Origin of the sequence: Paramagnetospirillum kuznetsovii (genome assembly GCF_003284725.1) — a bacterium.
Lineage (GTDB): Bacteria > Pseudomonadota > Alphaproteobacteria > Rhodospirillales > Magnetospirillaceae > Phaeospirillum > Phaeospirillum kuznetsovii.
The window spans coordinates 26,320-48,998 of sequence record NZ_PGTO01000018.1 but is presented as its reverse complement, the minus strand read 5'-3'; the positions used below and the strand labels follow the sequence as shown (position 1 = coordinate 48,998).

At 63.8% G+C, this 22,679-nt stretch carries 21 protein-coding genes; 8 read left to right on the top strand and 13 right to left on the bottom strand.

Going from position 1 to position 22,679, the window contains the following annotated elements:
* Positions 1-33 precede the first annotated feature (33 nt).
* Together rplM and rpsI are read left to right on the top strand one after the other, a co-directional pair.
* Positions 34-492 (top strand): 50S ribosomal protein L13, encoded by a 459-nt coding sequence (rplM, locus tag CU669_RS17255; RefSeq protein WP_112146842.1) that lies wholly within the window; start codon positions 34-36, stop codon positions 490-492.
* A 4-nt stretch (positions 493-496) separates the two neighbouring features.
* Positions 497-964, top strand: a complete 468-nt coding sequence (gene rpsI / locus CU669_RS17250) for a 30S ribosomal protein S9 (protein ID WP_112146841.1) — start codon at positions 497-499, stop codon at positions 962-964.
* Between the two features lie 86 nt (positions 965-1,050).
* Here rpsI and CU669_RS17245 read toward each other — a convergent pair whose 3' ends face one another.
* Complete coding sequence (locus tag CU669_RS17245) at positions 1,051-1,230, bottom strand: hypothetical protein (RefSeq protein ID WP_112146840.1); 180 nt, start codon at positions 1,228-1,230, stop codon at positions 1,051-1,053.
* Between the two features lie 202 nt (positions 1,231-1,432).
* Between CU669_RS17245 and CU669_RS17240 the strand changes: the two genes are divergently transcribed.
* Entirely contained in the window at positions 1,433-1,843 is a 411-nt protein-coding gene (locus CU669_RS17240) for a hypothetical protein (protein ID WP_112146839.1), read from the top strand.
* A 174-nt stretch (positions 1,844-2,017) separates the two neighbouring features.
* Here CU669_RS17240 and CU669_RS17235 read toward each other — a convergent pair whose 3' ends face one another.
* The 5 genes from CU669_RS17235 to CU669_RS17215 form a co-directional block, all read right to left on the bottom strand.
* Positions 2,018-2,413 carry a response regulator transcription factor gene (locus CU669_RS17235; protein ID WP_112146838.1) on the bottom strand — a complete coding sequence of 132 codons (396 nt, stop codon included), beginning with the start codon at positions 2,411-2,413 and terminating at the stop codon, positions 2,018-2,020.
* A 97-nt stretch (positions 2,414-2,510) separates the two neighbouring features.
* Entirely contained in the window at positions 2,511-4,811 is a 2,301-nt protein-coding gene (clpA, locus tag CU669_RS17230; protein ID WP_112146837.1) for an ATP-dependent Clp protease ATP-binding subunit ClpA, read from the bottom strand.
* 13 nt (positions 4,812-4,824) lie between these two features.
* Positions 4,825-5,157, bottom strand: a complete 333-nt coding sequence (gene clpS, locus CU669_RS17225) for an ATP-dependent Clp protease adapter ClpS (RefSeq protein ID WP_112146836.1) — start codon at positions 5,155-5,157, stop codon at positions 4,825-4,827.
* A gap of 192 nt (positions 5,158-5,349) precedes the next feature.
* A complete protein-coding gene (locus tag CU669_RS17220; protein WP_112146835.1) occupies positions 5,350-6,294 on the bottom strand; it encodes a phasin family protein in 945 nt (314 codons plus the stop codon).
* A gap of 131 nt (positions 6,295-6,425) precedes the next feature.
* On the bottom strand, positions 6,426-7,097 hold the full coding sequence (locus CU669_RS17215; RefSeq protein ID WP_112146834.1) for a hypothetical protein: 672 nt from the start codon (positions 7,095-7,097) through the stop codon (positions 6,426-6,428).
* A gap of 215 nt (positions 7,098-7,312) precedes the next feature.
* Here CU669_RS17215 and CU669_RS17210 point away from each other — a divergent pair, with 215 nt between their 5' ends.
* Positions 7,313-8,620, top strand: a complete 1,308-nt coding sequence (locus CU669_RS17210) for a D-alanyl-D-alanine carboxypeptidase (RefSeq protein ID WP_239988760.1) — start codon at positions 7,313-7,315, stop codon at positions 8,618-8,620.
* 334 nt (positions 8,621-8,954) lie between these two features.
* Here the strand turns inward: CU669_RS17210 and CU669_RS17205 are convergent, their stop codons facing one another.
* From CU669_RS17205 to CU669_RS17190, 4 genes are all read right to left on the bottom strand, one after another.
* Complete coding sequence (locus CU669_RS17205; RefSeq protein ID WP_112146833.1) at positions 8,955-9,401, bottom strand: gamma-glutamylcyclotransferase family protein; 447 nt, start codon at positions 9,399-9,401, stop codon at positions 8,955-8,957.
* A gap of 56 nt (positions 9,402-9,457) precedes the next feature.
* The gene (locus tag CU669_RS17200; RefSeq protein ID WP_112146832.1) at positions 9,458-9,943 is read right to left on the bottom strand and encodes a GAF domain-containing protein; all 486 of its coding nucleotides are present in this window, start codon (positions 9,941-9,943) and stop codon (positions 9,458-9,460) included.
* Between the two features lie 180 nt (positions 9,944-10,123).
* The gene (locus tag CU669_RS17195; RefSeq protein ID WP_112146831.1) at positions 10,124-11,023 is read right to left on the bottom strand and encodes a 50S ribosomal protein L11 methyltransferase; all 900 of its coding nucleotides are present in this window, start codon (positions 11,021-11,023) and stop codon (positions 10,124-10,126) included.
* A gap of 111 nt (positions 11,024-11,134) precedes the next feature.
* Positions 11,135-13,426 (bottom strand): ATP-dependent helicase, encoded by a 2,292-nt coding sequence (locus CU669_RS17190; protein WP_112146857.1) that lies wholly within the window; start codon positions 13,424-13,426, stop codon positions 11,135-11,137.
* Between the two features lie 207 nt (positions 13,427-13,633).
* Between CU669_RS17190 and CU669_RS17185 the strand changes: the two genes are divergently transcribed.
* The 4 genes from CU669_RS17185 (at position 13,634) to CU669_RS17170 (ending at position 20,732) form a co-directional block, all read left to right on the top strand.
* Positions 13,634-16,279 (top strand): glycosyltransferase, encoded by a 2,646-nt coding sequence (locus CU669_RS17185; protein ID WP_112146830.1) that lies wholly within the window; start codon positions 13,634-13,636, stop codon positions 16,277-16,279.
* A 153-nt stretch (positions 16,280-16,432) separates the two neighbouring features.
* A complete protein-coding gene (locus CU669_RS17180) occupies positions 16,433-18,145 on the top strand; it encodes a methyl-accepting chemotaxis protein (RefSeq protein WP_112146829.1) in 1,713 nt (570 codons plus the stop codon).
* A gap of 128 nt (positions 18,146-18,273) precedes the next feature.
* A complete protein-coding gene (locus CU669_RS17175; RefSeq protein WP_112146828.1) occupies positions 18,274-19,290 on the top strand; it encodes an NADH-quinone oxidoreductase subunit B family protein in 1,017 nt (338 codons plus the stop codon).
* Positions 19,287-20,732, top strand: a complete 1,446-nt coding sequence (locus tag CU669_RS17170; RefSeq protein WP_112146827.1) for a nickel-dependent hydrogenase large subunit — start codon at positions 19,287-19,289, stop codon at positions 20,730-20,732. The genes CU669_RS17175 and CU669_RS17170 overlap by 4 nt, the downstream gene beginning before the upstream one ends.
* A 52-nt stretch (positions 20,733-20,784) precedes the next feature.
* Here the strand turns inward: CU669_RS17170 and CU669_RS22155 are convergent, their stop codons facing one another.
* Genes CU669_RS22155 through CU669_RS17155 form a run of 3 tightly spaced genes read right to left on the bottom strand, consistent with a single transcriptional unit; the run spans position 20,785 to position 22,487 of the window.
* A complete protein-coding gene (locus CU669_RS22155) occupies positions 20,785-21,381 on the bottom strand; it encodes a site-specific integrase (RefSeq protein WP_161539708.1) in 597 nt (198 codons plus the stop codon).
* Between the two features lie 9 nt (positions 21,382-21,390).
* Positions 21,391-21,690, bottom strand: a complete 300-nt coding sequence (locus CU669_RS22150) for an autotransporter domain-containing protein (RefSeq protein ID WP_161539707.1) — start codon at positions 21,688-21,690, stop codon at positions 21,391-21,393.
* The gene (locus CU669_RS17155) at positions 21,591-22,487 is read right to left on the bottom strand and encodes a helix-turn-helix transcriptional regulator (protein WP_112146824.1); all 897 of its coding nucleotides are present in this window, start codon (positions 22,485-22,487) and stop codon (positions 21,591-21,593) included. Before CU669_RS17155 ends, CU669_RS22150 begins: the two co-directional genes overlap by 100 nt.
* Positions 22,488-22,679 lie beyond the last annotated feature (192 nt).

Here is a 22,679-nt window from a genome sequence, read left to right as displayed (position 1 = left end):
TCGGCGACGCCAACTGGTTTTGCCGTGGGTGCCATGAAGACCTATAACGCCAAACCGTCCGAAGTTGAAAAGAAGTGGGTTGTGATCGACGCGGACGGCGTCGTGCTTGGCCGCCTTGCCACCATCATCTCGATGCGGCTGCGCGGTAAGCATCTTCCGACCTACACCCCGCATGTGGACATGGGCGACAACGTCATCGTCGTCAATGCCGAGAAGGTCAAGCTGACCGGCAACAAGCTCGCCGACAAGCGCTTCTACTGGCATACCGGCCATCCCGGCGGCATCAAGGACCGCACCATGGGTCAGCTGCTGACCGGCCGCTTCCCCGAGCGGGTCATCGAAAAGGCCGTCGAGCGCATGATCACCCGTGGTCCGCTCGGCCGTCAGCAGATGAAGAACCTGCGCGTCTATGCCGGCTCCGCCCATCCGCACGAGGCCCAGGCGCCCGCCGCGCTGGATGTCGGCGCGCTGAACCCGAAGAATAAGAGGTAGTCCCATGGCCGATCTCTCCAGCTTGGCCGATCTGAAGGCCTCGACCCCGGCCCAGGCCCCCGTGCATGTCCGTAAGGTCGATGCCCAGGGCCGTGCCTATGCCACCGGCAAGCGCAAGAACGCCGTCGCCCGCGTCTGGGTGAAGCCCGGTTCCGGCAAGATCATCGTCAACGGCCGCGAATTGCCGGTGTACTTTGCTCGTCCGGTGCTGCGCATGATCATCAACCAGCCGTTCCAGACCGCCCGGGTCGAAGGTCAGTTCGACGTGAACTGCACCGTCACCGGCGGCGGCCTGTCCGGTCAGGCCGGCGCCCTGCGTCACGGCATCAGCCGCGCGCTGACCTTCTTCGATCCGGGCCTGCGCCCGGCGCTGAAGGCAGGCGGCTTCCTCACCCGCGATCCCCGCGTGGTCGAGCGCAAGAAGTACGGCAAGCACAAGGCTCGCCGTTCCACCCAGTTCTCGAAGCGCTAATCGCGCTTCCCCTGGTGGGGAAAAGATTAAGGCCCGGAGGAAACTCCGGGCCTTTTTCATTGGTCGGACGGCGATGGAAGACGGCGTCAGTAGAAGGTTGGGGCGTGGGACTGCGCGAAGCGGAAATACGGGCATTCGCCGGTCTTTTGGTCCTCGCCGTCCAGCCGCGCGGTGGAATTGCAGCAGCGCTCATGGGTGAAATAGCGGCAGGCGCCACACCTCAACAGGCTGTTCCGTGATTCGGTGAATGCGCTGACGGCAAGCATAATTCGATATTCTCCCCCCACGTCGGGCTTGATCTAAGGCAATTTCCCGTCGGCCACAATAGGGGGAACACCCGAAAGTCGCGCAAATCCGGGCATTGATACCAATGCCCCGCGCCTATTCCAAAGTAGGCCGGTAACAAATTCCCCTGGTCTAAGCGGCGTGTTACCTGTAGTCGAAACGCCACCGTCATGGGAGTTCGTCATGGGAACCATCTACGTCGCCAAGAGCAAGGCGCTGCAAACCTGGGGCGCCGATGTGGGCCTGGGCAAGAACACGGTCTATAAGATCGGCTTCCTTGAAGACGGCGACGCGGCGGAGATGCTGGCCGCCGGATTGGCCGGGGTCACCGACTGGGAGTTGATCAAGACCCAGGACGCCGAGGGCGTCACCGAGCAATCCCTGCTGGAACGCCTCGCCCGCAAGGAAAAGCTGGTGGACCCCAACTACTACCCCAAGATCAAGGGGGCGCAGGGGCTGGTGAAGGTGGATCTCGTCAAGGTGGAGAACTCCATGCGCATCCGCATCGCCCTGGAAACCAACCAGGAGCCCAAGACGCTCAAGGTCAAGCCGACCGACATTGCGCAGTATCTGATCAACAACGCTCTGGGATGAGGACTTTGATTAGGCGGCGGAAAAACGCGTTCTCGCCCCCTTTTTATCGTCACCCCCGCGCAGGCGGGGGTCCATGTTGATGCGAGGTGGGGCTTTAGCCATACGAAACTGAGGAGTTGACGCATGGATTCCCGCCTTCGCGGGAATGACGGGGGTTTCCCGCACCCTGTTATATCAGGAAACGGCGGCGGAGACGAACCGGCTGACGATGGCGACCAAACGTCGCCAATCGCAGGGCTTGGTCAGATAATCATCGGCCCCGACATCATAGGCCATGGCCTTGGCCGCGCCTTCCTCGACGCCGGTCAGCATGACGACGGGCAAACCAAATCCATATTTGGCGCGCAGCTCTTCCGCCAGGGCCAAACCATCCTCGCCCGCCAATTCGATATCGAGCAGGACCAGACCGGGCGGATAGGCGGCCAAAGCAGCCCACATCTCGGCTCCGCAGGAACACGGAACCACGGAGAACCCAGCTTGCGTCAAATAACGCGAGATCAGTTCACGCATGGTCACGTCATCATCGACGGCGATAACGCAGGGGTACTGGCCGGTTGCTGGCTGGGTCATGGGGCTTTTCAGTACAACGGATCCGCCCAACCCGTATGGGTTAGGCGGATCGCATTATAGGCAGCACCAAGCGCGGGGGAAATGGAAAAGCTCTCATCTACCCCACCAATTCGGGTTCCGGCGTCTTGGTCGGTTTGGCAGGCGCCGAGACGAACTCGAATTCCAACTTATTGGCGTCATCGACCTTGATGCGAACGATGCCGCCCTTGGCCAGCTTGCCGAACAACAGTTCCTCGGCCAGGGATTTCTTGATGTGCTCCTGAATGACCCGGGCCAGCGGCCGAGCTCCGAAGCTGCGGTCATAACCCTTCTTGGCCAGCCATGCCCTTGCCTGATCGGTCAGTTCGATGGTGACGTCGCGGTCACCCAACTGCACTTCCAACTGCATGATGAATTTGTCGACCACCTGGGCGACGATGTCCGGCGTCAGGCTGGCGAAGCCGATGGTGGCGTCCAGGCGATTGCGGAATTCCGGGGTGAACATGCGGTTGATCGCCTCGGTATCGTCGCCTTCCCGGGATTCGCGCTCGAAGCCGATGGTGGCCTTGGCCAGATCGGCCGCCCCGGCATTGGTGGTCATGATCAGGATGACGTTGCGGAAATCCACGTTCTTGCCGTTGTGGTCCGTCAACTTGCCGTGATCCATGACCTGCAGCAGGATGTTGAACAGATCGGGATGGGCCTTTTCGATCTCGTCGAGCAGCAGCACGCAATGGGGATGCTGGTCGATGGCGTCGGTCAGCAACCCGCCCTGGTCGAATCCCACATAGCCGGGCGGCGCGCCGATGAGCCGCGAGACCGAATGGCGTTCCATGTATTCCGACATGTCGAAGCGGGTCAGCTCGATCCCCATGATCTGGGCGAGCTGACGGGCGACTTCGGTCTTGCCGACGCCGGTCGGACCGGAGAACAGGTAACAGCCGATGGGCTTTTCCGGTTCGCGCAGCCCGGCGCGGGCCAGCTTGATGGCCGAAGCCAACATCTCGATGGCCTTGTCCTGGCCGAACACCAGGGTCTTCAGATCCCGCTCCAGCGTCTTCAATGCGGCCATGTCGTTGGTCGATACGCTTTTGGGAGGAATACGAGCGATCTTGGCGATCACATCCTCGATGTCCTTCACCGTCACCGTCTTGCGCCGCTTGGATTCGGGCAGCAGCATGCGCGACGCGCCCACCTCGTCGATGACGTCGATGGCCTTGTCCGGCAGCTTGCGGTCGTTGATGTATTTGGCAGAAAGCTCCACCGCCGCCTTGATGGCGTCGGGGGTATAGCGAACCTTGTGATGGCTTTCGTAATAGGTCTTGATCCCGTTCAGGATCTTGATGGTGTCGGGGATGGACGGCTCGTTGACGTCGATCTTCTGGAAGCGGCGCACCAGGGCGCGGTCCTTCTCGAAGTGATTGCGGAATTCCTTGTAGGTGGTCGAGCCGATGCAGCGCAGCGTGCCCGAGGCCAGCGAGGGCTTCAGCAGATTGGACGCGTCCATGGACCCGCCCGAGGTGGCGCCCGCTCCGATCACCGTATGGATCTCGTCGATGAACATGATGGCGCCGTCATAGTTTTCCAGCTCGGTGACGACGGCCTTCAGGCGTTCCTCGAAATCGCCGCGATAGCGGGTTCCCGCCAGCAGCGAGCCCATGTCCAGCGCGAAGATGGTGGCATCCTTCAAGACGTCGGGCACCTCGCCCTTGAGAATGCGCAACGCGAGGCCCTCGGCGATGGCGGTCTTGCCGACACCGGGGTCGCCCACATAAAGCGGATTGTTCTTGGACCGGCGGCAGAGGATCTGGATGGTGCGGTCGATCTCCTCCTCGCGGCCGATCAGCGGGTCGATCTTGCCCTGCTCCGCCTTCTTGTTGAGATTGACGCAATAGGCGGTCAGCGCCTCCTGGCCCTTCTTGACCACCTTTTCCGATCCGGCGTCCTCGTCGGCGCCGTGCACGGCGCGGGCCTGGCCACGTCCGGGGGCCTTGGCGACGCCATGGCTGATATAATTCACCGCGTCCAGCCGGGTCATATCCTGCATCTGAAGGAAATAGACGGCATGGCTTTCGCGCTCGGAGAACAGGGCGACCACCACATTGGCACCGGTCACTTCCTCGCGCCCCGAGCTTTGCACATGGATGGCGGCGCGCTGCACCACCCGCTGGAAGCCCGCGGTCGGCTTGGGCTCGGTGGCGCGGGGGCTGACCAGATCCACCAGAGAGGTGTCGATGAAATCGGTCAGGTCGTGCTTTAGCTTATCGATGTCCACATTGCAGGCTCGCAACACCGCGACGGCGTCCTGATCCTCGGTGAGCGACAGCAAGAGATGTTCCAGCGTTGCGTATTCGTGCCGCCTGTCGGTGGCATACGACAAGGCTCGGTGCAGGCTCTGCTCCAGATTGCGCGATAGCATGGGCCGATCCTTTCTATTCCTTCTCGATCGTGCATTGCAGCGGATGCTGATTCTGGCGCGCCAGATCCATGACCTGGGTTACCTTGGTCTCCGCCACCTCATAGGTGTAGACGCCGCAAATTCCGACACCTCGGGTATGAACGTGCAGCATGATGCGCGTCGCCTCGTCCCGGTTCTTGTTGAAGAACCGTTCCAGGACGTGGATGACGAACTCCATGGGAGTGTAATCGTCATTCAGCATCAAAACCTTGTACATGGCAGGCTTCTTGGTCTTCGGCCGGGTCTTGATGACCACGCCCGTCTGATTGTCGCCGTCATGCCGTTTGTCGTTGCCGTCGTCGCTCATAGACTCGCTTGCTCAGGTTTCGCTCTCGTTACACCCTAATCATATTGGGTGCGCGGGGCTAAGGAAAAGGCCTCGTCGGCCGGACCCGACCGGAATATTCCTGAATAGGCCCCATCGAAAAAAGAAAGGCGGCCCGTCGGGTTTCCCCGGCGGGCCGCCTGATCCGTTCAGTGGATCCGTCTGATGGCCGAATTAGGCCGCCGACTTCACCAGCTTGTCCACGGTAACGGTGACGCGCTCGTTGATGGGCGCCAGCGCCTGTTCGATCAGCTTCACCGACTTGTCGGAGAGGTTGGTGGCGTCCTTGACGGCCTTGTCGACGCTGGACTTGGCGATCTTGGTTTGGATGTCGATCAAATCCTGGATGGTCTTGGCGCCAAGCAGGGCCTTGGAGGCGGCGACGCCTTCCTCGACCGCGGCCTGGGTCAGGTCGACGACGACCTTGCTCAGATCCTGCAGGCCCTTGGTGAAGATATTGCCGGCCTTGACGAAGGCTTCGACGTTGTCCTTGCCGATGGCGACGAAATCCTCGTAGCCCTTGTAGGCGACTGTCTGGGCCTTCACGGCGGCCTCGACCTGCTCCTTGGACAGGGCGACGGCCTTGTCGTAGCCCTTGGCGGCGGCGGCGGACGAGGCCTTCACCACGGAGTCCAGGGTCTCCTTGCCGGCGGCGACGGCGGCGTCGACCTGCTCCTTGCCCAGCTTCACGGCCTTGTCATAACCCTTGGCGGCCACATCGGTGGAGGCCTTGACGACCGACTCGATGGTCTCCTTGCCCACGGCCACGGCGGTCTCGACATGTTCCTTGCCGATGGCGACGGCCTTGTCGTAGCCCTTGGCGGCCTTGTCATAGCCCTTCACGGCGGCTTCGGTGGAGGCCTTCACCACCGTCTCGATGGTCTCCTTGCCGACGGCGACCGCTTCCTCGATGCTCTTCACGGCTTCGGCCTGGACGGCGGCGACCGGAGAGACGGCGGCAACCGGCTTGGGCGCCGGGGCGGCGACAGCCTTGGGCGCCGGGGCGGCGACGGGCGCCGGAGCGGCGGCGGCCTTGGGGGCGGGGGCGGCGACGGCCTTGGCGGCAACGGTCTTGGGGGTGGAAGTGGCGGTGGCCGGATTGGCCTTCACGGTGGTCATGTCAGGTGGCTCCTTGACTGAAGGGGGTTTGCAGCCGTCCGAACACGGATCATGCTGCAATGCAACATGGAGCCAATATGTTACAGCGCGGCGGCGGAGTCAATCTCGCTTTTTGCACTGCAACATAAGCATCATTTCCCCAGCCCGGCAGGTCCAACCTTAAAGGTGAATTCCATGACCTTTGCCTGATTGCGATTGTATTCGTACATCACGTCAAAGGGGATGGGCGCCGGGGGGCGAATGTCGGCGCGATCGGGGTCAAGCGCGAACAGCTTGGCGGCAAAGCGGGCCGATTCGAATTCCGGGGACGGATACTTCCAACCGGTAAAGGTGAAGCTGCCCTGGCGGCAGGTGGCGGCGGCCCAATAATAGGAGCGCGACACCAGTTCGAGCCCCACCGCGGGCGGGCCGAAACCGCCGCTTTCTCCCAAAGCCGCCATGAGTTCGTCATAGGCGCTCGGGTCCAAGCTCACCGATTGCTCCACCGCCCGCCAATTGCCCAGCGGATCGCCGAGGCTCATACCGCGCAGGTCGCCGGACCCGATGACGCGGATGCGCAATACGCGCCGAACCGAGTCCCACTCATAGATGCGGACCTGCTCGCCCCAGACCGCATTGTAGACCAACCGGACGCGATCGGGCGTCTCGGCCGCACAGATCGCCGCCATATCCTCGCCGGACACGAAGGACGACCAGTGAAACTTCCGATGAATCGGATCGCCTATGTCACCGCCCTTGTACGAGCAAGCGCCGAGTCCGGCAAGGACACCGAACAGAATCGAAAAACGCGTCAAACGGTTCATCACGAGTCCTTGTGGTTGCGGTGCGGAGATTGGACTCATCGCCCCGTCGGAAGCGATTCAACCTCGTTGATCTTCGTGGCGGCACCACGGCGACCTGATAGAAGACAAAAGTGTCGAAATTTTGGCGTCGCCAAAGCTGGACACCGATTCGTAAATTCTTTAAGGTTCCCAAGCTAGCTTATTCAAGATGCAAAGCTGAACGGAAGGTCGAGACATTGCACCTGAACCGCGCCGGATTCATCAAGGCATTTCGTTTCTGTCTGGTGGGCACGATCCTCGGCCTGATGGGCCTCGCGGCCTCCGCCAGTCCCGCCGCCGCCGGAAAGTATGCGTCCATCGTCATCGATGCCGATTCGGGCGCCATCCTGCACGCGGCCAATCCCGACAGCCGCAGCTATCCCGCGTCCCTCACCAAGGTGATGACGCTGTTCTTGATGTTCGACGAATTGGATGCGGGCCGCTTCAAGATGGATTCCATGCTGCCCGTCTCGGCCCATGCTGCGGCGCAGGCGCCGTCCAAGCTGGCGCTGGAACCCGGCGACAAGATTTCCGTGCGCAACGCCGTCCTCGCCCTGGTCACCAAATCCGCCAATGACGTGGCGGTGGTCATCGCCGAAGCCATCGGCGGCACTGAATCCGGCTTCGCCCAGATGATGACCCGCAAGGCCCACGCCCTGGGCATGCGCAACACCACCTACCGCAATGCCTCGGGCCTGCCCGATCTTGGCCAGATGTCCACCGTGCGCGACCAGGCCACGCTGGCCCGGGCGCTGATCGGCCACCACCCGGGCTACTACAAGTATTTCTCAACCCGTCAGTTCGCCTATGAGGGCCAGGTCATCACCACCCATAACCGCCTGATGCTGCGCTATCCCGGCGCCGATGGCATCAAGACCGGCTATATCCACGCCTCGGGCTTCAATCTGATTTCGTCCGCCAAGCGCGGCGACACCCGGATCATCGGCGTGGTGTTCGGCGGCGCCACCGGCGCGTCCCGCGACAAGCATATGGGGCAGTTGCTGGACAAGGGCTTCGCCAAACTGAAGCGCGGCGAGACGGTTGAAGTGGCGGAAGCGGAAGCCGAATCCGACGACATGCCCAATATCGACGAGTTGGTGGCCGCCGCTCAATCGGCCAAGGCCCCGGCCAAGCCCTCGGGCAAGATCGTCCTCAAGGCTCCCCCCGCCAAGAAGGTCGCCATGCGCGCGCCGTCGCGCGCCGCCTCGAATGACGACGACGACGATGACGATGAAGCGGTGGGCGATGCCGATCCCTCGTCATGGTCCATCCAGGTGGGCGCCTTCAGCGAATACCGCCCCGCCCATAAGGCGGCAACCGATGCCGCCAAGAAGCTGGGCGGCCTGGTGTCCAAGGGATCCATCGATATCGACAAGGCGGGCGCGGCCAAGAAGCCGGTCTATCGGGCCCGCATCTCCGGCTTCAACGAGGATCAGGCCCGTGCCGCCTGCAAGCGGCTGGAACGCGCCGGCAAAAGCTGCAAGCTGGTCAATCCCAACGCTTAAGGGGGGGGGGCCGTTCCCGCCCCTTTTTATCGTCACCCCCGCGCAGGCGGGGGTCCATGCCGATGCAAGGCTAGGGCCAATCGACATTCAGACATGGGCCACAGATGCACACAGATACCCGCTGCGCGGGACACAGATAAGGAAATCTCTCAATTCATCTGTGCGCATCTGTGTTCATCTGTGGCTAAAATTCCTGCTGGACAGACGTTCCCGCCAGAAATCAGTCGAATTCCCTGAATGTCGACACAACCTATGCTTTAGCCACAAGATATTGTGGGGTTGATGCATGGATTCCCGCTTTCGCGGGAATGACGGGGTCTTTCCGCCCTCTGCTCTAAAATCGGCCGAGCTTGGCCATGGCGGCGACGGCCTTGGGCAGCGCCTCGGGCTTATGCTTGCGCTGCCAGAGGTCCAGTTTCCAATCGCGCGAATCAGGCAAGACGCCACTTGAGGCGGTGAACATCTCCGTCGCCACCTCACGGCCGGCCAAGGTGCGGACGGTCACCGGTTCCGGGACATATTCCCAGCCCTCGTAATAACCCAGACGCTCGATATCGCGGTCGCCGAGACCGTGAACCAACAGCCCCTCGACCCGCCCCCCGGCCTGCGGGATCAGCATGGGATAGGGCCGGTTGGCCACATAGACCCTGCGCATGCCGCGCAGAAACGCCGCCTCGCGTTCCGCCGCCGCCGGAGTGCGGCCAAGAACCGCCGACAACATCTCGACATCCATCAGGGTGCCGAAAAAAAACATGCTTCGCGTCTGGATATCGTCCGTCATGTCCCTCACCTTTCCGGCGCCATGTTAGCGACCGGGAGCGCGGACGCAACCCATGCTTACGACGGGATGGCCGTGGCGTCGAAGGCGCGGGTGATGAGGATGCCGAAGGCCTCGGCATAGGTCTCGAGGATGTCCTGGGCGGTCGTGCCGAAGAAATTGGGCACGCTGGCCCCAAACATGACGAAGCCGAGGAATTCACCGTCCACTCGGATCGGGACCGTCATGCAGGAGCGGGGCGCCAGGCCGCGCGCCCCCGGAGGACGATATCGGTTGGCATCACCGAATTCGGCGAGATCGGCGACGATGCGCGGCTGCGTCTCATCGGCCAGCAAAACCAGTGACGGCACCTCCGCCATTCCCACCAGTTGAACCTCTGGGACCGCGGCGTCGGCCTCCGCCACGGTGAAAGCCCAAAGCATGTCTTGGGCGGCATCGTGCACGGACAGGGAAATATGCGCCAACGGAGCGAACCCCGGCACCTCGCACAGCATTTGCCGCAACCGTCGGGTCGGCTCGTCCAGCCATGCGACCACCTGATCCATGCCAGGATTCGCATGGACTCCGCCTCTGCCTGAAAGGCCGTGGGCAAGCAACTGAGACATCCGCCGAGCACCTACCAAATGGGTCATTAACTGAAATCGCCTACTATATTCAGCGATCAAAGGTTAAATTTCCACCCATGGAAGGTGATTCAATATGACGAAGCGTGATTCACCTTTTCGTCAGAATCCGATGACCAGAGTCGCCCAGCCGTCGATCACGAAGCGGCGCTTCAAGGTCAGTCCCTGCTTTTCGTGATTGGCCATGACCATGCGTTCCTGGCGTTCCAGCAATCCAGACAGCACCGCCAGCCCACCGGGGGCGAGATGGGCCGCCAGATCGGGCGCGAAACGGCACAAGGGCCGTGCCAGGATGTTGGAGAACACTAGATCATAGGGCTTACCCTTGCCCACCACCGGATTGCGGTAGCCGTCGCTGACCACGGCGGTGACCAGGGCGGCCTCGCCGTTGTTGGCGGCATTGCCTGCGCAGACCTTGACCGCCGCCGGGTCGATATCGGTGCAGACCACCTTGGCGGCCCATACCTTGGCCGCCGCGATTCCCAGGATGCCCGAACCGGAGCCCAGGTCCAGCACGCGGGCCCGCCGTCCCCGCTTGGCGATGGCATCCAGCGCCAGCAGGCAGCCCCGCGTGGTGGCGTGCTCACCCGAGCCGAAAGCGGTCCCGGCGTCGATCTCGATGGCATGGCTGCCGGTCGGCGGCTTGCCCTGCCAATGGGAGCCGTGCACGAAGAAGCGTCCGGCGGAAATGGGCGGGAAGTCGCGCAGATTTTCCAGCACCCAATCCACGTTGGGCAGCCGGTCGATCTCGAGCGGCGGAACCTCGATACCATTGGCCGCCGCCACCGCCGACAGGGCGGAGACGATGGCGACCCGATCCGGCGGCGTGCGCGAGAAGCCTTCCAGGAACCAGTCGCACTCGCCGTCGGAGATGCCGGAGCGATCCTCCATGAACATGGTGACCGCCTCTGCGAAGCGTTCGAAGACCTCCTCGAACACCGGCACTTGATCCATGGAGACGGTCAGGCGCAGGCGCCAGATTTCAGGAAATACGGGGGGCATCAAGGAAACTCCGAATCCTGCGGGCGGGACGCCCGCGCTCCGACACATACTGGGCGGGACGCCCGCGCTCCGAACGATACGGCTGCCTGGAGCGCGGCCGTCCCGGCCGCATCAAACCACCGCGACGTAACTGTCCAATACCTTTTTGGTCCCCGCCTTGTCGAAGGCGATTTCCAGCTTGTTGCCGTCCACCGCCAGCACGGTGCCGTTGCCGAATTTGTCGTGGAACACCCGATCGCCCAATTTGAAGTCCGACTCCGGATCACGCGCCGGGGCTGGCTTCCAACTGGGCGCGGCGGCCTGACGCGTCTGCGCGCCATGGCGGGCACGGCTCCAACCGGGGTCGTTCCAGGCGGCCCGCGATTCCTGCAAGCCGCCGCTATAGAGCCCCTGATCGGCCATGCGCTCCACATGGGCGTCGGGTAGTTCCTCGACGAAGCGGCTGGGAAGTTGCGACTTCCACTGGTTATAGATGCGGCGATTGGCGGCGAAGGTGATCAGCACCCGCTTTTTCGCCCGGGTGATGCCCACATAGGCCAGCCGCCGCTCCTCTTCCAGCCCCTGGGTGCCGGTCTCGGCCAGGGCGCGGGCATGGGGGAACACCTCTTCCTCCCAGCCGGGCAGGAAGACGGTGTCGAATTCCAGGCCCTTGGCCCCGTGCAGGGTCATGATGACGACGCGGTCCAACTCCGCCTTCTCGTCGTTCTCCATCACCAGGGCCACGTGTTCGAGGAAAGTGGGCAGGTCGTCGTATTCCTCCAGCGCCGCCACCAGCTCCTTCAGGTTTTCCACCCGGCCGGGAGCATCGGGGGCCTTGTCGTTGCGCCACATCTCCTGATAGCCGGATTCCTCCAGGATGGTGGCGGCCAGTTCGGCATGGGGCATGGAGTCCAGCAGCGAGCGCCAGCGCCCCACATCCTCGACGAATTTGGCCAGCCCCTGGCGCGGCTTGGGCTTCAGTTCGTCGCCCGCCACCAGACGGCGGGCGGCTTCCAGCAGCGGCACATTGTCCTGGCGGGCGCGGATGTGGATGGACTGGATGGCGGCTTCGCCCAACCCGCGCTTGGGCGTATTGACGATGCGTTCGAAGGCGAGGCCGTCGGCGGGCGAATTGACGAGGCGCAGATAGGCCATGGCGTCGCGGATTTCCAGGCGCTCGTAGAAGCGCGGCCCGCCCACCACCCGATAGGGCACCCCGGTGGTGATCAGCCGTTCCTCGAATTCGCGGGTCTGGAAACCTGCACGGACCAGGATGGCCATGGAGGCCAGTTTCTCGCCGCCGCGCTGGACCGCCTCGATCTCCTCGACCACCAGCCGCGCCTCGGCCTCGCCGTCCCAGACGGCGCGGGTGCGGACCTTCTCGATGGCATCGGCGTCATGGGACAGGCCGGAGCGCAACGTCTTGCCCAGCCGTCCGCCGTTATGGGCGATCAGCCCCGAAGCCGCCGCCAGGATATGGGGCGTCGAGCGGTAGTTGCTTTCCAGCCGCACCACGCGGGCGCCGGGGAAGTCCTTGTCGAAGCGCAGGATATTGCCCACCTCGGCGCCGCGCCAGGAATAGATGGACTGGTCGTCGTCGCCGACGCAGCAGATGTTGCGGTGCTTCTGGGCCAGCAGGCGCAGCCACAGATACTGGGCAACATTGGTGTCCTGGTATTCGTCCACCAGCAGGTAATGGAAGTGGCCCTGCCAGTGTTCCAGCACCGAGGCATCGGCCAGGAAGACGGTGAGCGTGTGCAGCAGCAAATCGCCGAAATCGCAGGCGTTGAGGCCGCGCAGACGCTCCTGGTACAGCCGGTACAGCTCCCTGGCGCGGCCGCCCGCCAGTTCCGAGCCGCCCTCGGCCCCCACCTTGTCGGGCGTCAGCGCCCGGTCCTTCCAGCGCTGGATGATGCCCATCAGCGCCTGGGGCGGCGAAGCCTTGGAGTCGATGCGCTCGGCCTCCATCACCTGTTTCAGCACCCGGAGCTGATCATCGGAATCCAGCACGGTGAAGTCGGAGCCCAACCCCACCATGGCGGCATGGCGACGCAGAATGCGCAGGCACAGGGAATGGAAGGTGCCCAGCCACAGATCCTGGGCCGGAGGCCCCACCAGATCGGCGACCCGCTGCTTCATCTCGCGGGCGGCGCGGTTGGTGAAGGTGACGGCAAGGCATTGCCAGGGCTGGGCGCGGCGCGACGCCAGGATATGGGCGAGCCGGGCGGTCAGCACCTTGGTCTTGCCGGTTCCCGCCCCCGACAGCACCAGAACCGGACCATCGACGGTGGTCACCGCCTCCAACTGCTCGGGGTTAAGCCCCTTTAGCCAGGGCGCATCGGGGGCAACGGGGAGCGGTCCGCCAGCGGTACGGGGCGCGGGCGGGGCGAAATCATCGTCGAGGGCGAAGGGATCGGTGGGCATGGCCGGGATATTGGCCGAACCGGCGGCGCGAAGCAGCAGGAATTTTCGCGTTTTCCACATGGCAGAGGCCTCGCGCCCCATATGGACAGGTGTTTGGCCTTGGGATAAGGTTAAGGACTATTCTTCCAAGGGATTCCCTGCGTCAGCCGCCCATCGCCGATGGCGGGGACATCCCAGCCTCACCTTTCATACGGGCCTCGCACCTTCATGCGTCTATCCGGCTTTGTCGTCCTGCTCCTGATCATTCTGGGCAACCTCGGATTCTGGGCGGCCATCAACCGCCCCCAGTCCGGCCTTCCGTGGGAAGGCAGCCTGAAAAGCGTCTCGTTCAGCCCGTCGCGCGCCGACGACGACCCGACGCTGGTGCGAAAGTTCCCCTTCCTCGACGAGGAAAAGCTGCCGACCCGGGCCGAGATGGACGAGGATCTCGCCCTACTGGCGGGCAAGGTGGAGCAGGTCCGCACCTATTCCACCCTTGAAGGCCTCGATCAAGTGCCGGAACTGGCCGCGCGCCATGGCGTCAAGGCGCTGCCCGGCGCCTGGATCGACGAGCGTCTGGCCCGCAACGAAGTCGAGATCGCCAATATCATCCGCATCGCGCGGGACAATCCCACCGTGGACCGGGTGATCGTCGGCAACGAAAACCTGACCCTGCACCGCCTGACGCCGGAACAGATGATCCGCTATCTGCGCCGGGTGCGGGCCGCCCTGCCCGACCGGGTCAAGCTGTCCACCGCCGAGGCATGGTCCATCTGGCTGGATTATCCCGATCTGGTCCGGGAAGTGGACTTCATCACCATCCACACCCTGCCGTTCTGGGAACGGGTCGATATCTCGGGCGCGCTGGACTTCACCAAGCGCATGGTCCGCGAAGTGAAGGCCGCCTATCCCGGCAAGCCCATCTTCATCGGCGAAGTGGGCTGGCCCTCCGCCGGGCGGGCCTATGGCGATTCCGTGCCGTCGCTGGTCAATCAGGCCATGTTCCTGCGCAACTTCCTCAATTGGGCGCACGAGGAAGGCCTGGACTACAACATCGTCGAGGCCTTCGACCAGCCGTGGAAGGTCAATCTGGACAACAACGCCTCGGAAAAGCACTGGGGCATCTGGACGGTGGACCGCCAGCCCAAATTCAGCTGGATCGGCCCGGTCATCGAGTTCGAGGAATGGCCCGCCCAGGCGGGCGCCGCCGCCCTGATCGCCCTGCTGCCGGTCATCTGGTTCCTGGGCAAGTGGCGCACCTTGCGGCTGCCCGGCAAGATCTTCTTCGGGGTGCTGGTGCAGTTCGCCTCCACCCTGCTGATCTGGACCATGTCCAGCCCCATCATCCGCGACGTCGGCCCCACCACAGGCCTGATGCTGGGATTGATGCTGCCCGCCCAATTGCTGCTGCTGATCGTGGTGCTGATCGCGGGCATCGAGGTCACCGAACTGACCTGGGCGTCGCGCTTCAAGCGCAAATACCACATGCTGCCGCCGGAAGAGTGCAAGAACTTCCCCAAAGTCTCCATCCACCTGCCTTGCTACAACGAGCCGCCCGAGATGGTGAAGCTGACCATCAACTCGCTGCTGGCCATGGACTACCCCAATTTCGAGGTCATCGTGTTGGACAACAACACCAAGGATCCATTGGTGTGGGGGGCGGTGAAGGATTATTGCGAGGAACTCAACGACCCCCGCATCCGCTTCTACCACCTGGCCCCCTGGCCGGGCGCCAAGGCGGGCGCGCTGAATTTCGGCCTGTCGGTCACCGCCGAGGACGCCGTGGTCATCGGCGTGGTGGATTCCGACTATATCGTCAACAAGAACTGGCTGCGCGGCCTGATCCCCTATTTCGAGAACCCCAAGGTCGGCCATGTGCAGGCGCCCCAGGACCACCGCGAGTGGGAAGGCGACCTGTTCAAGGAAATGATCAACTGGGAATATGCCGGATTCTTCGATATCGGCATGGTCTATCGCAACGAGGCCAACGCCATCATCCAGCACGGCACCATGACGCTGATCCGCAAGGAAGCACTGGAAAAGGCCGGGCGCTGGGGCGAGTGGTGCATCGTGGAAGACGCCGAGCTGGGCCTGCGTTTCATGAAGGACGGCTATGAATCCGTCTATGTGCCCGACCGCATCGGCCACGGCCTGGTTCCCGACAGTTTCATGGCCTATAAGAAGCAGCGTTTCCGCTGGGCCTATGGCGCGGTGCAGATTCTAAAGGCCCATTGGAAGGCCCTGACCCCCTTCGTGAAAAGCGGCCTGACCGCCGGGCAGAAATATCACTTCGTCTCCGGCTGGCTGCCCTGGATGGCCGATGCCTTCTATCTGCTGTTCACCGTGGCCAGCGTTTTGTGGTCACTGGGAATGGTGCTGGCGCCCCGCTATTTCAGTACGCCGCTGCCGGTGTTCACCCTGCCCACCGTCGGCGTCTTCGTCGCCAAGATCTTCCACCACTTCTTCCTCTACGCCACCCGGGTGAAATGCACGCTGCGCCAGCGCTCGCTGGCCGCCATCGCCGGAATGGGCCTGACCTATTCCATCGCCTGGGCCATGTGGCAGGGCTTCTTCACCAAGTCGACGCCCTTCATGCGCACGCCCAAGATGGCCAACAAGGCCGCCTTCACCCAGGGCTTCATGATGGCGTCGGAAGAAGCGACCCTGATGCTGGCCCAGTGGATCGCCGCCATCATGGTTCTGGTTCCCAAGAACAACTTCTACGACCCGGACGTCCGGCTGTGGTCCTTCGTGCTGTTCGTCCAGTCCGTCCCCTTCCTGGCCGCCCTGGTCGCCTCGCTGATCAGCGTCATGCCCAATAGCGCGACGCCTCATCCGGCCGGAGCCCCGACCGCCCCCGAAGCCGCCGAATAGCAGGAACCGCAATCCCGAATCCTTGACAAAAGTCATGGCTCGAACCGTGCCGTGGCTATGTCTGTTGGGATAGGCAACAATTTGCTCCACCACGTATACATTGCGCCGCACTATGCTACCCCTGGGGTAGTCCCCAATAAGGAGCGGGCGGTTATGCAAGGTTCAGGTGGACGGCTGGCGCGTATCGGAATGGTGCCCAAGATCATGGCCATCGCGGTCTTCGGCGTGGTCCTGCTGGGGATCTCCATCACCCTTCTGACCCGCAGCCTGATCCACTCCGCCGCCGCCGACGCCGCTCGCGAGCGGGTGGACACCAATATCAAGGTCGCCTGGGATGCGCTGAAAGCCAAGGGCGGCGTCTTCACCGTCGCCGAGGGCAAGCTGTTGGTGGGCGATCACGCCTTGAACGGCAATTTCGAGGTGGTGGACAAGATCAAGACGCTGGTGGGCGGCACCGCCACCGTCTTCATGGGCGACACCCGCGTCAGCACCAATGTGATGAAGCCGGATGGATCGCGCGCCGTCGGCACCCAGTTGGCCAAGACCGCCGCCTACGATGCGGTGTTCAATCGCAAGACCGGATTCCGGGGCGAGGTGGAAATCCTGGGCGAGCCCTATATGACCGCCTACGACCCCATCTCGGACAAGGACGGCAACGTCATCGGCATCCTCTATGTGGGCATGAAGAAGGCGGAATTCCTGAAAGCCGCCGACAGCACGCTTTATACCGTCATCATCGTCACCGCAGTGGTCACGTTTGCCACCATCCTGATCAGCTGGCTTGTCGCGCGTCGCAGCATTGCCCTGCCGCTGCGAGCCACCATCACCGCCATGGGCGAACTGGCCGACGGCAACCTGGATGCGCAAATTCCCGAAAGCGACCGCGACGACGAAATCGGCAAGGTCATCAAGGCGCTGGGTGTCTTCAAGCGGAGCGGCCTGGAACGCCAACGGCTGGAAGCGGCCCAGGCGGCCGAGCAGGTGGCGCGCAACCGCCGTCAGCAAATCCTGGAACGCCTGACCGCCGACTTCAACACCAGCGTCCAGACCGTGCTCGCCAGCGTCACCCAGTCGGCCCATCAACTGCGCGATTCGGCCCAATCCATGACCTCCATCGCCGAGGACACCTCGCGCCAGTCCACCGTTGTCGCCGCCGCCGCCGAACAGGCCTCGGTCAATGTGGAAACCGTCGCCGCCGCAGCCGAGGAACTGGCCGCATCGGAATCGGAAATCGCCCGCCAGATCACCAATTCCAGCGAAATCGCCAAGCGCGCGGGCGAGGAAGCCGAACGGGTCAACGATATCGTCGCCACACTGGCCGATGCCACCGGCCGCATCGGCGAAGTGGTGACCCTGATCAACGACATCGCCGCCCAGACCAACCTGTTGGCGCTCAACGCCACCATCGAGGCGGCACGGGCGGGCGACGCAGGCAAGGGCTTCGCCGTCGTCGCCAACGAGGTCAAGATTCTCGCCACCCAAACCGCCAAGGCCACCGAGGACATCGTCACCCAAATCAACTCGGTCCAATCGGTCACCCGCGACGCGGTGGTCGCCATTCATGGCATCGGCGACACCATCGCCGCCATCACATCCAACGCCTCGGCCATCGCCTCGGCGGTGGAGGAGCAGACCGCCGCCACCGGTGAGATCGCCCGCAACGTCCAGCAGGCATCCAGCGGCACCCGCGAGGTCACCTCAAGCATCACCTTGGTCAACCAGGGCGCCACCACCACCGGCGGCGCCGCCCATCAGGTGCTGTCCACCGCCGACGAACTGTCCCGCCAATCGGACGCCCTGGCCGGCGAGGTCACCCAGTTCCTCGACGCCATCAAGACGGCCGGCGAAAGCCGCGCCGCCGCCTGACCAGCATCCGTCATCAATCCCAAGGCCCGCTCCGCCCGGAGCGGGCCTTGGTCGTTTCGAGCCCCCTCCCTATTGCGTCCATCGCCGCGCCGCGCCTAATGTGACATAGCGGTTCAGCGACGGGTTCCATGGCGCAATCGGACAAAGACTTCACGGTTCTATGGCTTCAGGCCGGATCATGCGGCGGCTGCACCATGTCGGCGCTGGCGGCCGAGGATGTGGGCATGGTCAAGGCGCTGGGCCGCTTCGGCATCCGCCTGCTGTGGCACCCGTCCCTGTCGGAGGAATGCGGGGCCGAGGCTATCGCCATCCTGGACGATGTCGCCGCCGGACGGGTGGCGTTGGACTGCCTCTGCGTCGAGGGGTCGGTGCTGGACGGCCCCAACGGCAGTGGTCGCTTCCAGATGATGTCGGGAACCGGGGTTTCCATGAAGGATTGGATTGCCCGTTTGGCCGCACGCGCCCGCCATGTGGTCGCCATCGGGAGCTGCGCCGCCTATGGCGGGGTTCCCTCGGCCGGTCCCAACCCCACCGATGCCCGTGGTCTGCAATTTTCCGGTTGGGACGCGGGCGGCGCCTTGGGCAAGGGATTTCGGTCGGCGGAGAATCTGCCGGTGATCAATATCTCGGGCTGCGCCCCCCATCCGGGATGGGTGGTGGAAACCCTGGCCTCGTTGGCGCTGGGGGATTTTGGCGCCGACCGTCTGGATGGCCTGGGCCGTCCGCGCGCCATCGCCGACCACCTTGCCCACCATGGCTGCGCGCGCAACGAATTCTATGAGTTCAAGGCCAGCGCCAGCCGCCCATCCGATCGCGGTTGCCTGATGGAAAATCTCGGCTGCCGCGCCACCCAGGCGCCGGGCGACTGCAATATCCGTCGTTGGAACGGATCGGGTTCGTGCACCGATGCCGGTTTCACCTGCGTCAACTGCACCAGTCCGGGCTTTGAATCCCCCACCGGCCCGTTCCAGGAAACCGCCAAGCTGGCCGGTATTCCCGTCGGCCTGCCGGTGGACATGCCCAAGGCCTGGTTCGTCGCCCTGGCCGCCTTGTCCAAATCGGCCACGCCGCCCAGGGTGCGCACCAATGCCCATGCCGACCATGTGCTGGTCCCTCCCGCCCGCCGACCGCCGAAATCACCATGACCAGCACCTCGCGCCTGATCGTCGGCCCTTTCAATCGGGTCGAGGGAGACCTGGAAGTCACCCTGGACATCGCCGACGGCGTGGTCGCCGAGGCGCGGGTGAATGCCCCGCTCTATCGCGGCTTCGAGCAGATCCTGCTGGGGCGACCGGCCACGGACGCCATGGTCATCGCGCCGCGCATCTGCGGTATCTGCTCGGTCTCGCAGTCGGTGGCCGCCGCCCGCGCCATCGCCCGCGTGGCCGAGGTGGAGCCCCCCGCCAACGGCCGCCTCGCCACTGACCTGGTCCTGGCCTGCGAGAACGCCGCCGACCATCTGACCCATTTCGTCGTGTTCTTCGTCCCGGATTTTGCCCGCGCCTGCTACGCCTCGCGGCCGTGGTTCGCCGCCGCACGGCGGCGCTTCGCCGCCAATGAGGGCGAGACCGCCAGGGCGCTGCTGCCCGCCCGCGCCCGCTTTTTACACATCATGGGACTGCTGGCGGGCAAATGGCCCCATTCCCTGGCCATCCAACCGGGAGGCGTGACCAAGGCGGTCGATCCGGCGGAGAAGGTGCGGCTGCTGTCCATCCTCGCCGAGTTCCGCGAAGCGCTGGAAACCACCCTGTTCGCCGACCGCCTGGAAGCGGTGGCCAGCCTGGACTCGCTGGAGGCACTGGAAAATTGGGCCGATGCCGAGGCGCCGGATCGCGGCGATTTCCGCCTGTTCCTTCATATCTGCCGCGATCTTGAATTGGATCGGCTGGGCGGTGGGCCGGGCGTATTGGTTTCGTCCGGCAGCTTCGGCCTGTTCCAGCCGGGCGTGTGGACGCCCAATTCCGTCGCCCCGTTCGACCCCGGCATGGTGGTCGAGGATGTGGCCATGTCATGGATGGAGGGCGCCGCCGCCTCCCCCTTCGAAGGTCGGACCATGCCGTCTCCCGACAAGCCCGGCGCCTATACCTGGTGCAAGGCGCCCAGGCTGGGCGGCCGGGTGGTGGAGGTGGGGGCGCTTGCCCGCCAGGTGGTGGATGGCCACCCGCTGGCCCGCGCCCTGGTCGCCTCGGGCGGCGCCGGTTCGGTCAAGGCCCGCGTGGTGGCCCGCCTGCTGGAACTGGCCCGCTTGATTCCCGCCATGGAAGACTGGGTCCGGGCGCTCCGCCCTGCCGAGCCGTTTTGCAACGCCGCCCCGGAACAGGCCATGGACGGCGCCGCCACCGGCATGGTGGAAGCGGCACGCGGTACCCTGGGACATTGGCTGACCACCCACGATGGCCGCATCGACGGTTATCAGATCGTCGCGCCGACCACCTGGAACTTCTCGCCCCGCGACGGCGACAATCGCCCCGGAGCGCTGGAACAGGCCCTGGTGGGCACCCCCGTCCTTCCCGGCGAGACCACCCCCGTCGCGGTCCAGCACGTGGTCCGCTCATTCGACCCCTGCATGGTCTGCACGGTGCATTGATTTTTTATCTTGTAATTTCAATGCATTAACTATGAGCATCCCTAAATCGTCCCTAATTGGCCGGAACGCTGATCCATTCAGCCCCGCGAACATCGCGATAGAGCGCCGTCATGTCGGGGGATTTGTGCCCCAGCAGCACCTGCGCATCGATGCCCTGCTCGGCATAAAGCCGGGCGGACATTTTGAATGGCGAATCGAGGGGTGGTGCCGAAGGTGATCTGGCGGGTTTCCCCCGGCGCCCGACACTCCCAAATATCCCAAAGATAGCGTCGATCCCCATTTGCGCACATACCACCCCCTCCCGAGTGCGACTAGCCTTCATTGCGACAGACCTTTTGCTTCGGTGGCAGACGCATACGACGATGCGTTGGAGGGTGACATGGACGGAACTGTGCACGGGGATTGGGCCCCACTCATGGAACGCGACGTCTTTGCGCTGAGCGACGACATCGCCATGCGGTGCCGCGTCCATGGCGAGGAGCACAAGGCGATCCTTGACATGTCGATGCTGCTGCACAGCCTGGGAACGCGTGACAGAGGAGATGCCGTCGTCGAGACGGCCTTGGCGTGCATCGAGGAACTCGTCGAGGGACATTGTTTGCGCGAAGAAAGCGCCATGCGCGCCGCAAACTACCCGCAGGCGGATCAACACGCAGCCTTACACACTTTGTTCCGCCAACACCTTCGCGAACGTGTCGACCCACACAGGCACTGCGGTCAGATATTGCTGCCCGTCGTAATTGGCCTGGGCGGCACGGCCCAGGAAATTGATGGCGCGCTTCTGGTCGAAACGGTTCCAGCCCACCGCCATCTGCCAATCCATGAAAACGCGGTCTTCGCGCAAGGTGCCGTATTGCGTCAGCTGGAAATTGTCGAGGATGGTCGATGATCCCGAGCCACCTGCTTCACCGACAATTCGCCCGAGACCAGCAAGGCGTGGGCCTGGTCCAGCCGCCATCGAACGAGACACTCGAACGGTGCCGCGCCGAATACGGTGGCGAAGGCTTCGGACAGGCGGCGCTGGGACGTTCCCACCTGGCGCGCCAGTTCCGCCATGCTCGGGGGCGATGCCAGCTTGGCCATCAGGATGTCCCGGGCGGCCAGGGCCCGCCGTTGGTCGCGGGACGCCGTTCGCGGCACGGTCTCGACGTCGCCCCCCAGGTCGTCGAGGGCCGTCGCCATCAACTGGTGCAGCAGGCCTTCCCGGTACAGATCGGCCATGGCGCCCTGATAGGGATTGCGCCGCAGCCGCTCGGCCAGGTGACGCAGGCTGTCCGAGGTTCGGACGGCAGCGTCGAACTCCTCGCAGCGACCATCGAGAAAGCGGCGTAGCGGCGCGATGGCCCGATGGTCGCTCACCAGCGCGCGAAGATGGCTGGCCGTCATGATGGAGACCAGCGCCCCATAGGTCTCGCCTGGGAGATTGTCGATATGACAGAGCGAATCCACCGTCATGCTCAGGGTCCAGTGGTCGCGGGATTCCTCCAGCGTGTTGCGGCCGTTGCGGAGTCTGGCTCGGCCGGACGAGGGCAGGCGGATGGCCAGGATGGGTTCGTCCACCAGAACCCGCGCCTCCACGGTCACCGGAACATGGAAATGGCTGCGAATGTCGAGAAGGAACGCTCCCTGGCGCAGGGGATGAAACCCCACGTCGGCCATCCCGATGTCCGGCGGGAAGGCGGCCAGGGGAGCGGGCGGCAGATCACTGGCGCGAAGCCCATTGGGCAGAACCCACTCGGTGGCCAGCGGCAACATCACGCGCGCCCAGGGGAACGGGTGATCACTTGAACAGATATCTCCGCCAGTGTCGGGATATTTCCGGCGGGATTACGTCGCGAAATCGGCGAACATAATCCTCGATGACGGTGGACTAAGACATCGTTGGTGATGTCATTCATCTCGTCAGTGGCGCTTTCGGAAGAGACTAACATATATTTGTGGTTTCTT

Bases quoted from the DNA above. Each gene is read 5' to 3' on its own strand.
- CU669_RS17155 (WP_112146824.1), bottom strand. From the start codon at position 22,487: ATGTTGCCGCTGGCCACCGAGTGGGTTCTGCCCAATGGGCTTCGCGCC.
- CU669_RS17235 (WP_112146838.1), bottom strand. From the start codon at position 2,413: ATGACCCAGCCAGCAACCGGCCAGTACCCCTGCGTTATCGCCGTCGAT.
- CU669_RS17240 (WP_112146839.1), top strand. From the start codon at position 1,433: ATGGGAACCATCTACGTCGCCAAGAGCAAGGCGCTGCAAACCTGGGGC.
- rplM (WP_112146842.1), top strand. From the start codon at position 34: ATGAAGACCTATAACGCCAAACCGTCCGAAGTTGAAAAGAAGTGGGTT.
- CU669_RS17205 (WP_112146833.1), bottom strand. From the start codon at position 9,401: ATGACGGACGATATCCAGACGCGAAGCATGTTTTTTTTCGGCACCCTG.
- CU669_RS22150 (WP_161539707.1), bottom strand. From the start codon at position 21,690: ATGGCGGCTGGACCAGGCCCACGCCTTGCTGGTCTCGGGCGAATTGTC.
- CU669_RS17180 (WP_112146829.1), top strand. From the start codon at position 16,433: ATGCAAGGTTCAGGTGGACGGCTGGCGCGTATCGGAATGGTGCCCAAG.
- clpS (WP_112146836.1), bottom strand. From the start codon at position 5,157: ATGAGCGACGACGGCAACGACAAACGGCATGACGGCGACAATCAGACG.
- CU669_RS17195 (WP_112146831.1), bottom strand. From the start codon at position 11,023: ATGCCCCCCGTATTTCCTGAAATCTGGCGCCTGCGCCTGACCGTCTCC.
- CU669_RS17245 (WP_112146840.1), bottom strand. From the start codon at position 1,230: ATGCTTGCCGTCAGCGCATTCACCGAATCACGGAACAGCCTGTTGAGG.
- CU669_RS17200 (WP_112146832.1), bottom strand. From the start codon at position 9,943: ATGGATCAGGTGGTCGCATGGCTGGACGAGCCGACCCGACGGTTGCGG.
- CU669_RS17185 (WP_112146830.1), top strand. From the start codon at position 13,634: ATGCGTCTATCCGGCTTTGTCGTCCTGCTCCTGATCATTCTGGGCAAC.
- CU669_RS17220 (WP_112146835.1), bottom strand. From the start codon at position 6,294: ATGACCACCGTGAAGGCCAATCCGGCCACCGCCACTTCCACCCCCAAG.
- clpA (WP_112146837.1), bottom strand. From the start codon at position 4,811: ATGCTATCGCGCAATCTGGAGCAGAGCCTGCACCGAGCCTTGTCGTAT.
- CU669_RS17170 (WP_112146827.1), top strand. From the start codon at position 19,287: ATGACCAGCACCTCGCGCCTGATCGTCGGCCCTTTCAATCGGGTCGAG.
- rpsI (WP_112146841.1), top strand. From the start codon at position 497: ATGGCCGATCTCTCCAGCTTGGCCGATCTGAAGGCCTCGACCCCGGCC.
- CU669_RS17175 (WP_112146828.1), top strand. From the start codon at position 18,274: ATGGCGCAATCGGACAAAGACTTCACGGTTCTATGGCTTCAGGCCGGA.
- CU669_RS17190 (WP_112146857.1), bottom strand. From the start codon at position 13,426: ATGCCCACCGATCCCTTCGCCCTCGACGATGATTTCGCCCCGCCCGCG.
- CU669_RS17215 (WP_112146834.1), bottom strand. From the start codon at position 7,097: ATGAACCGTTTGACGCGTTTTTCGATTCTGTTCGGTGTCCTTGCCGGA.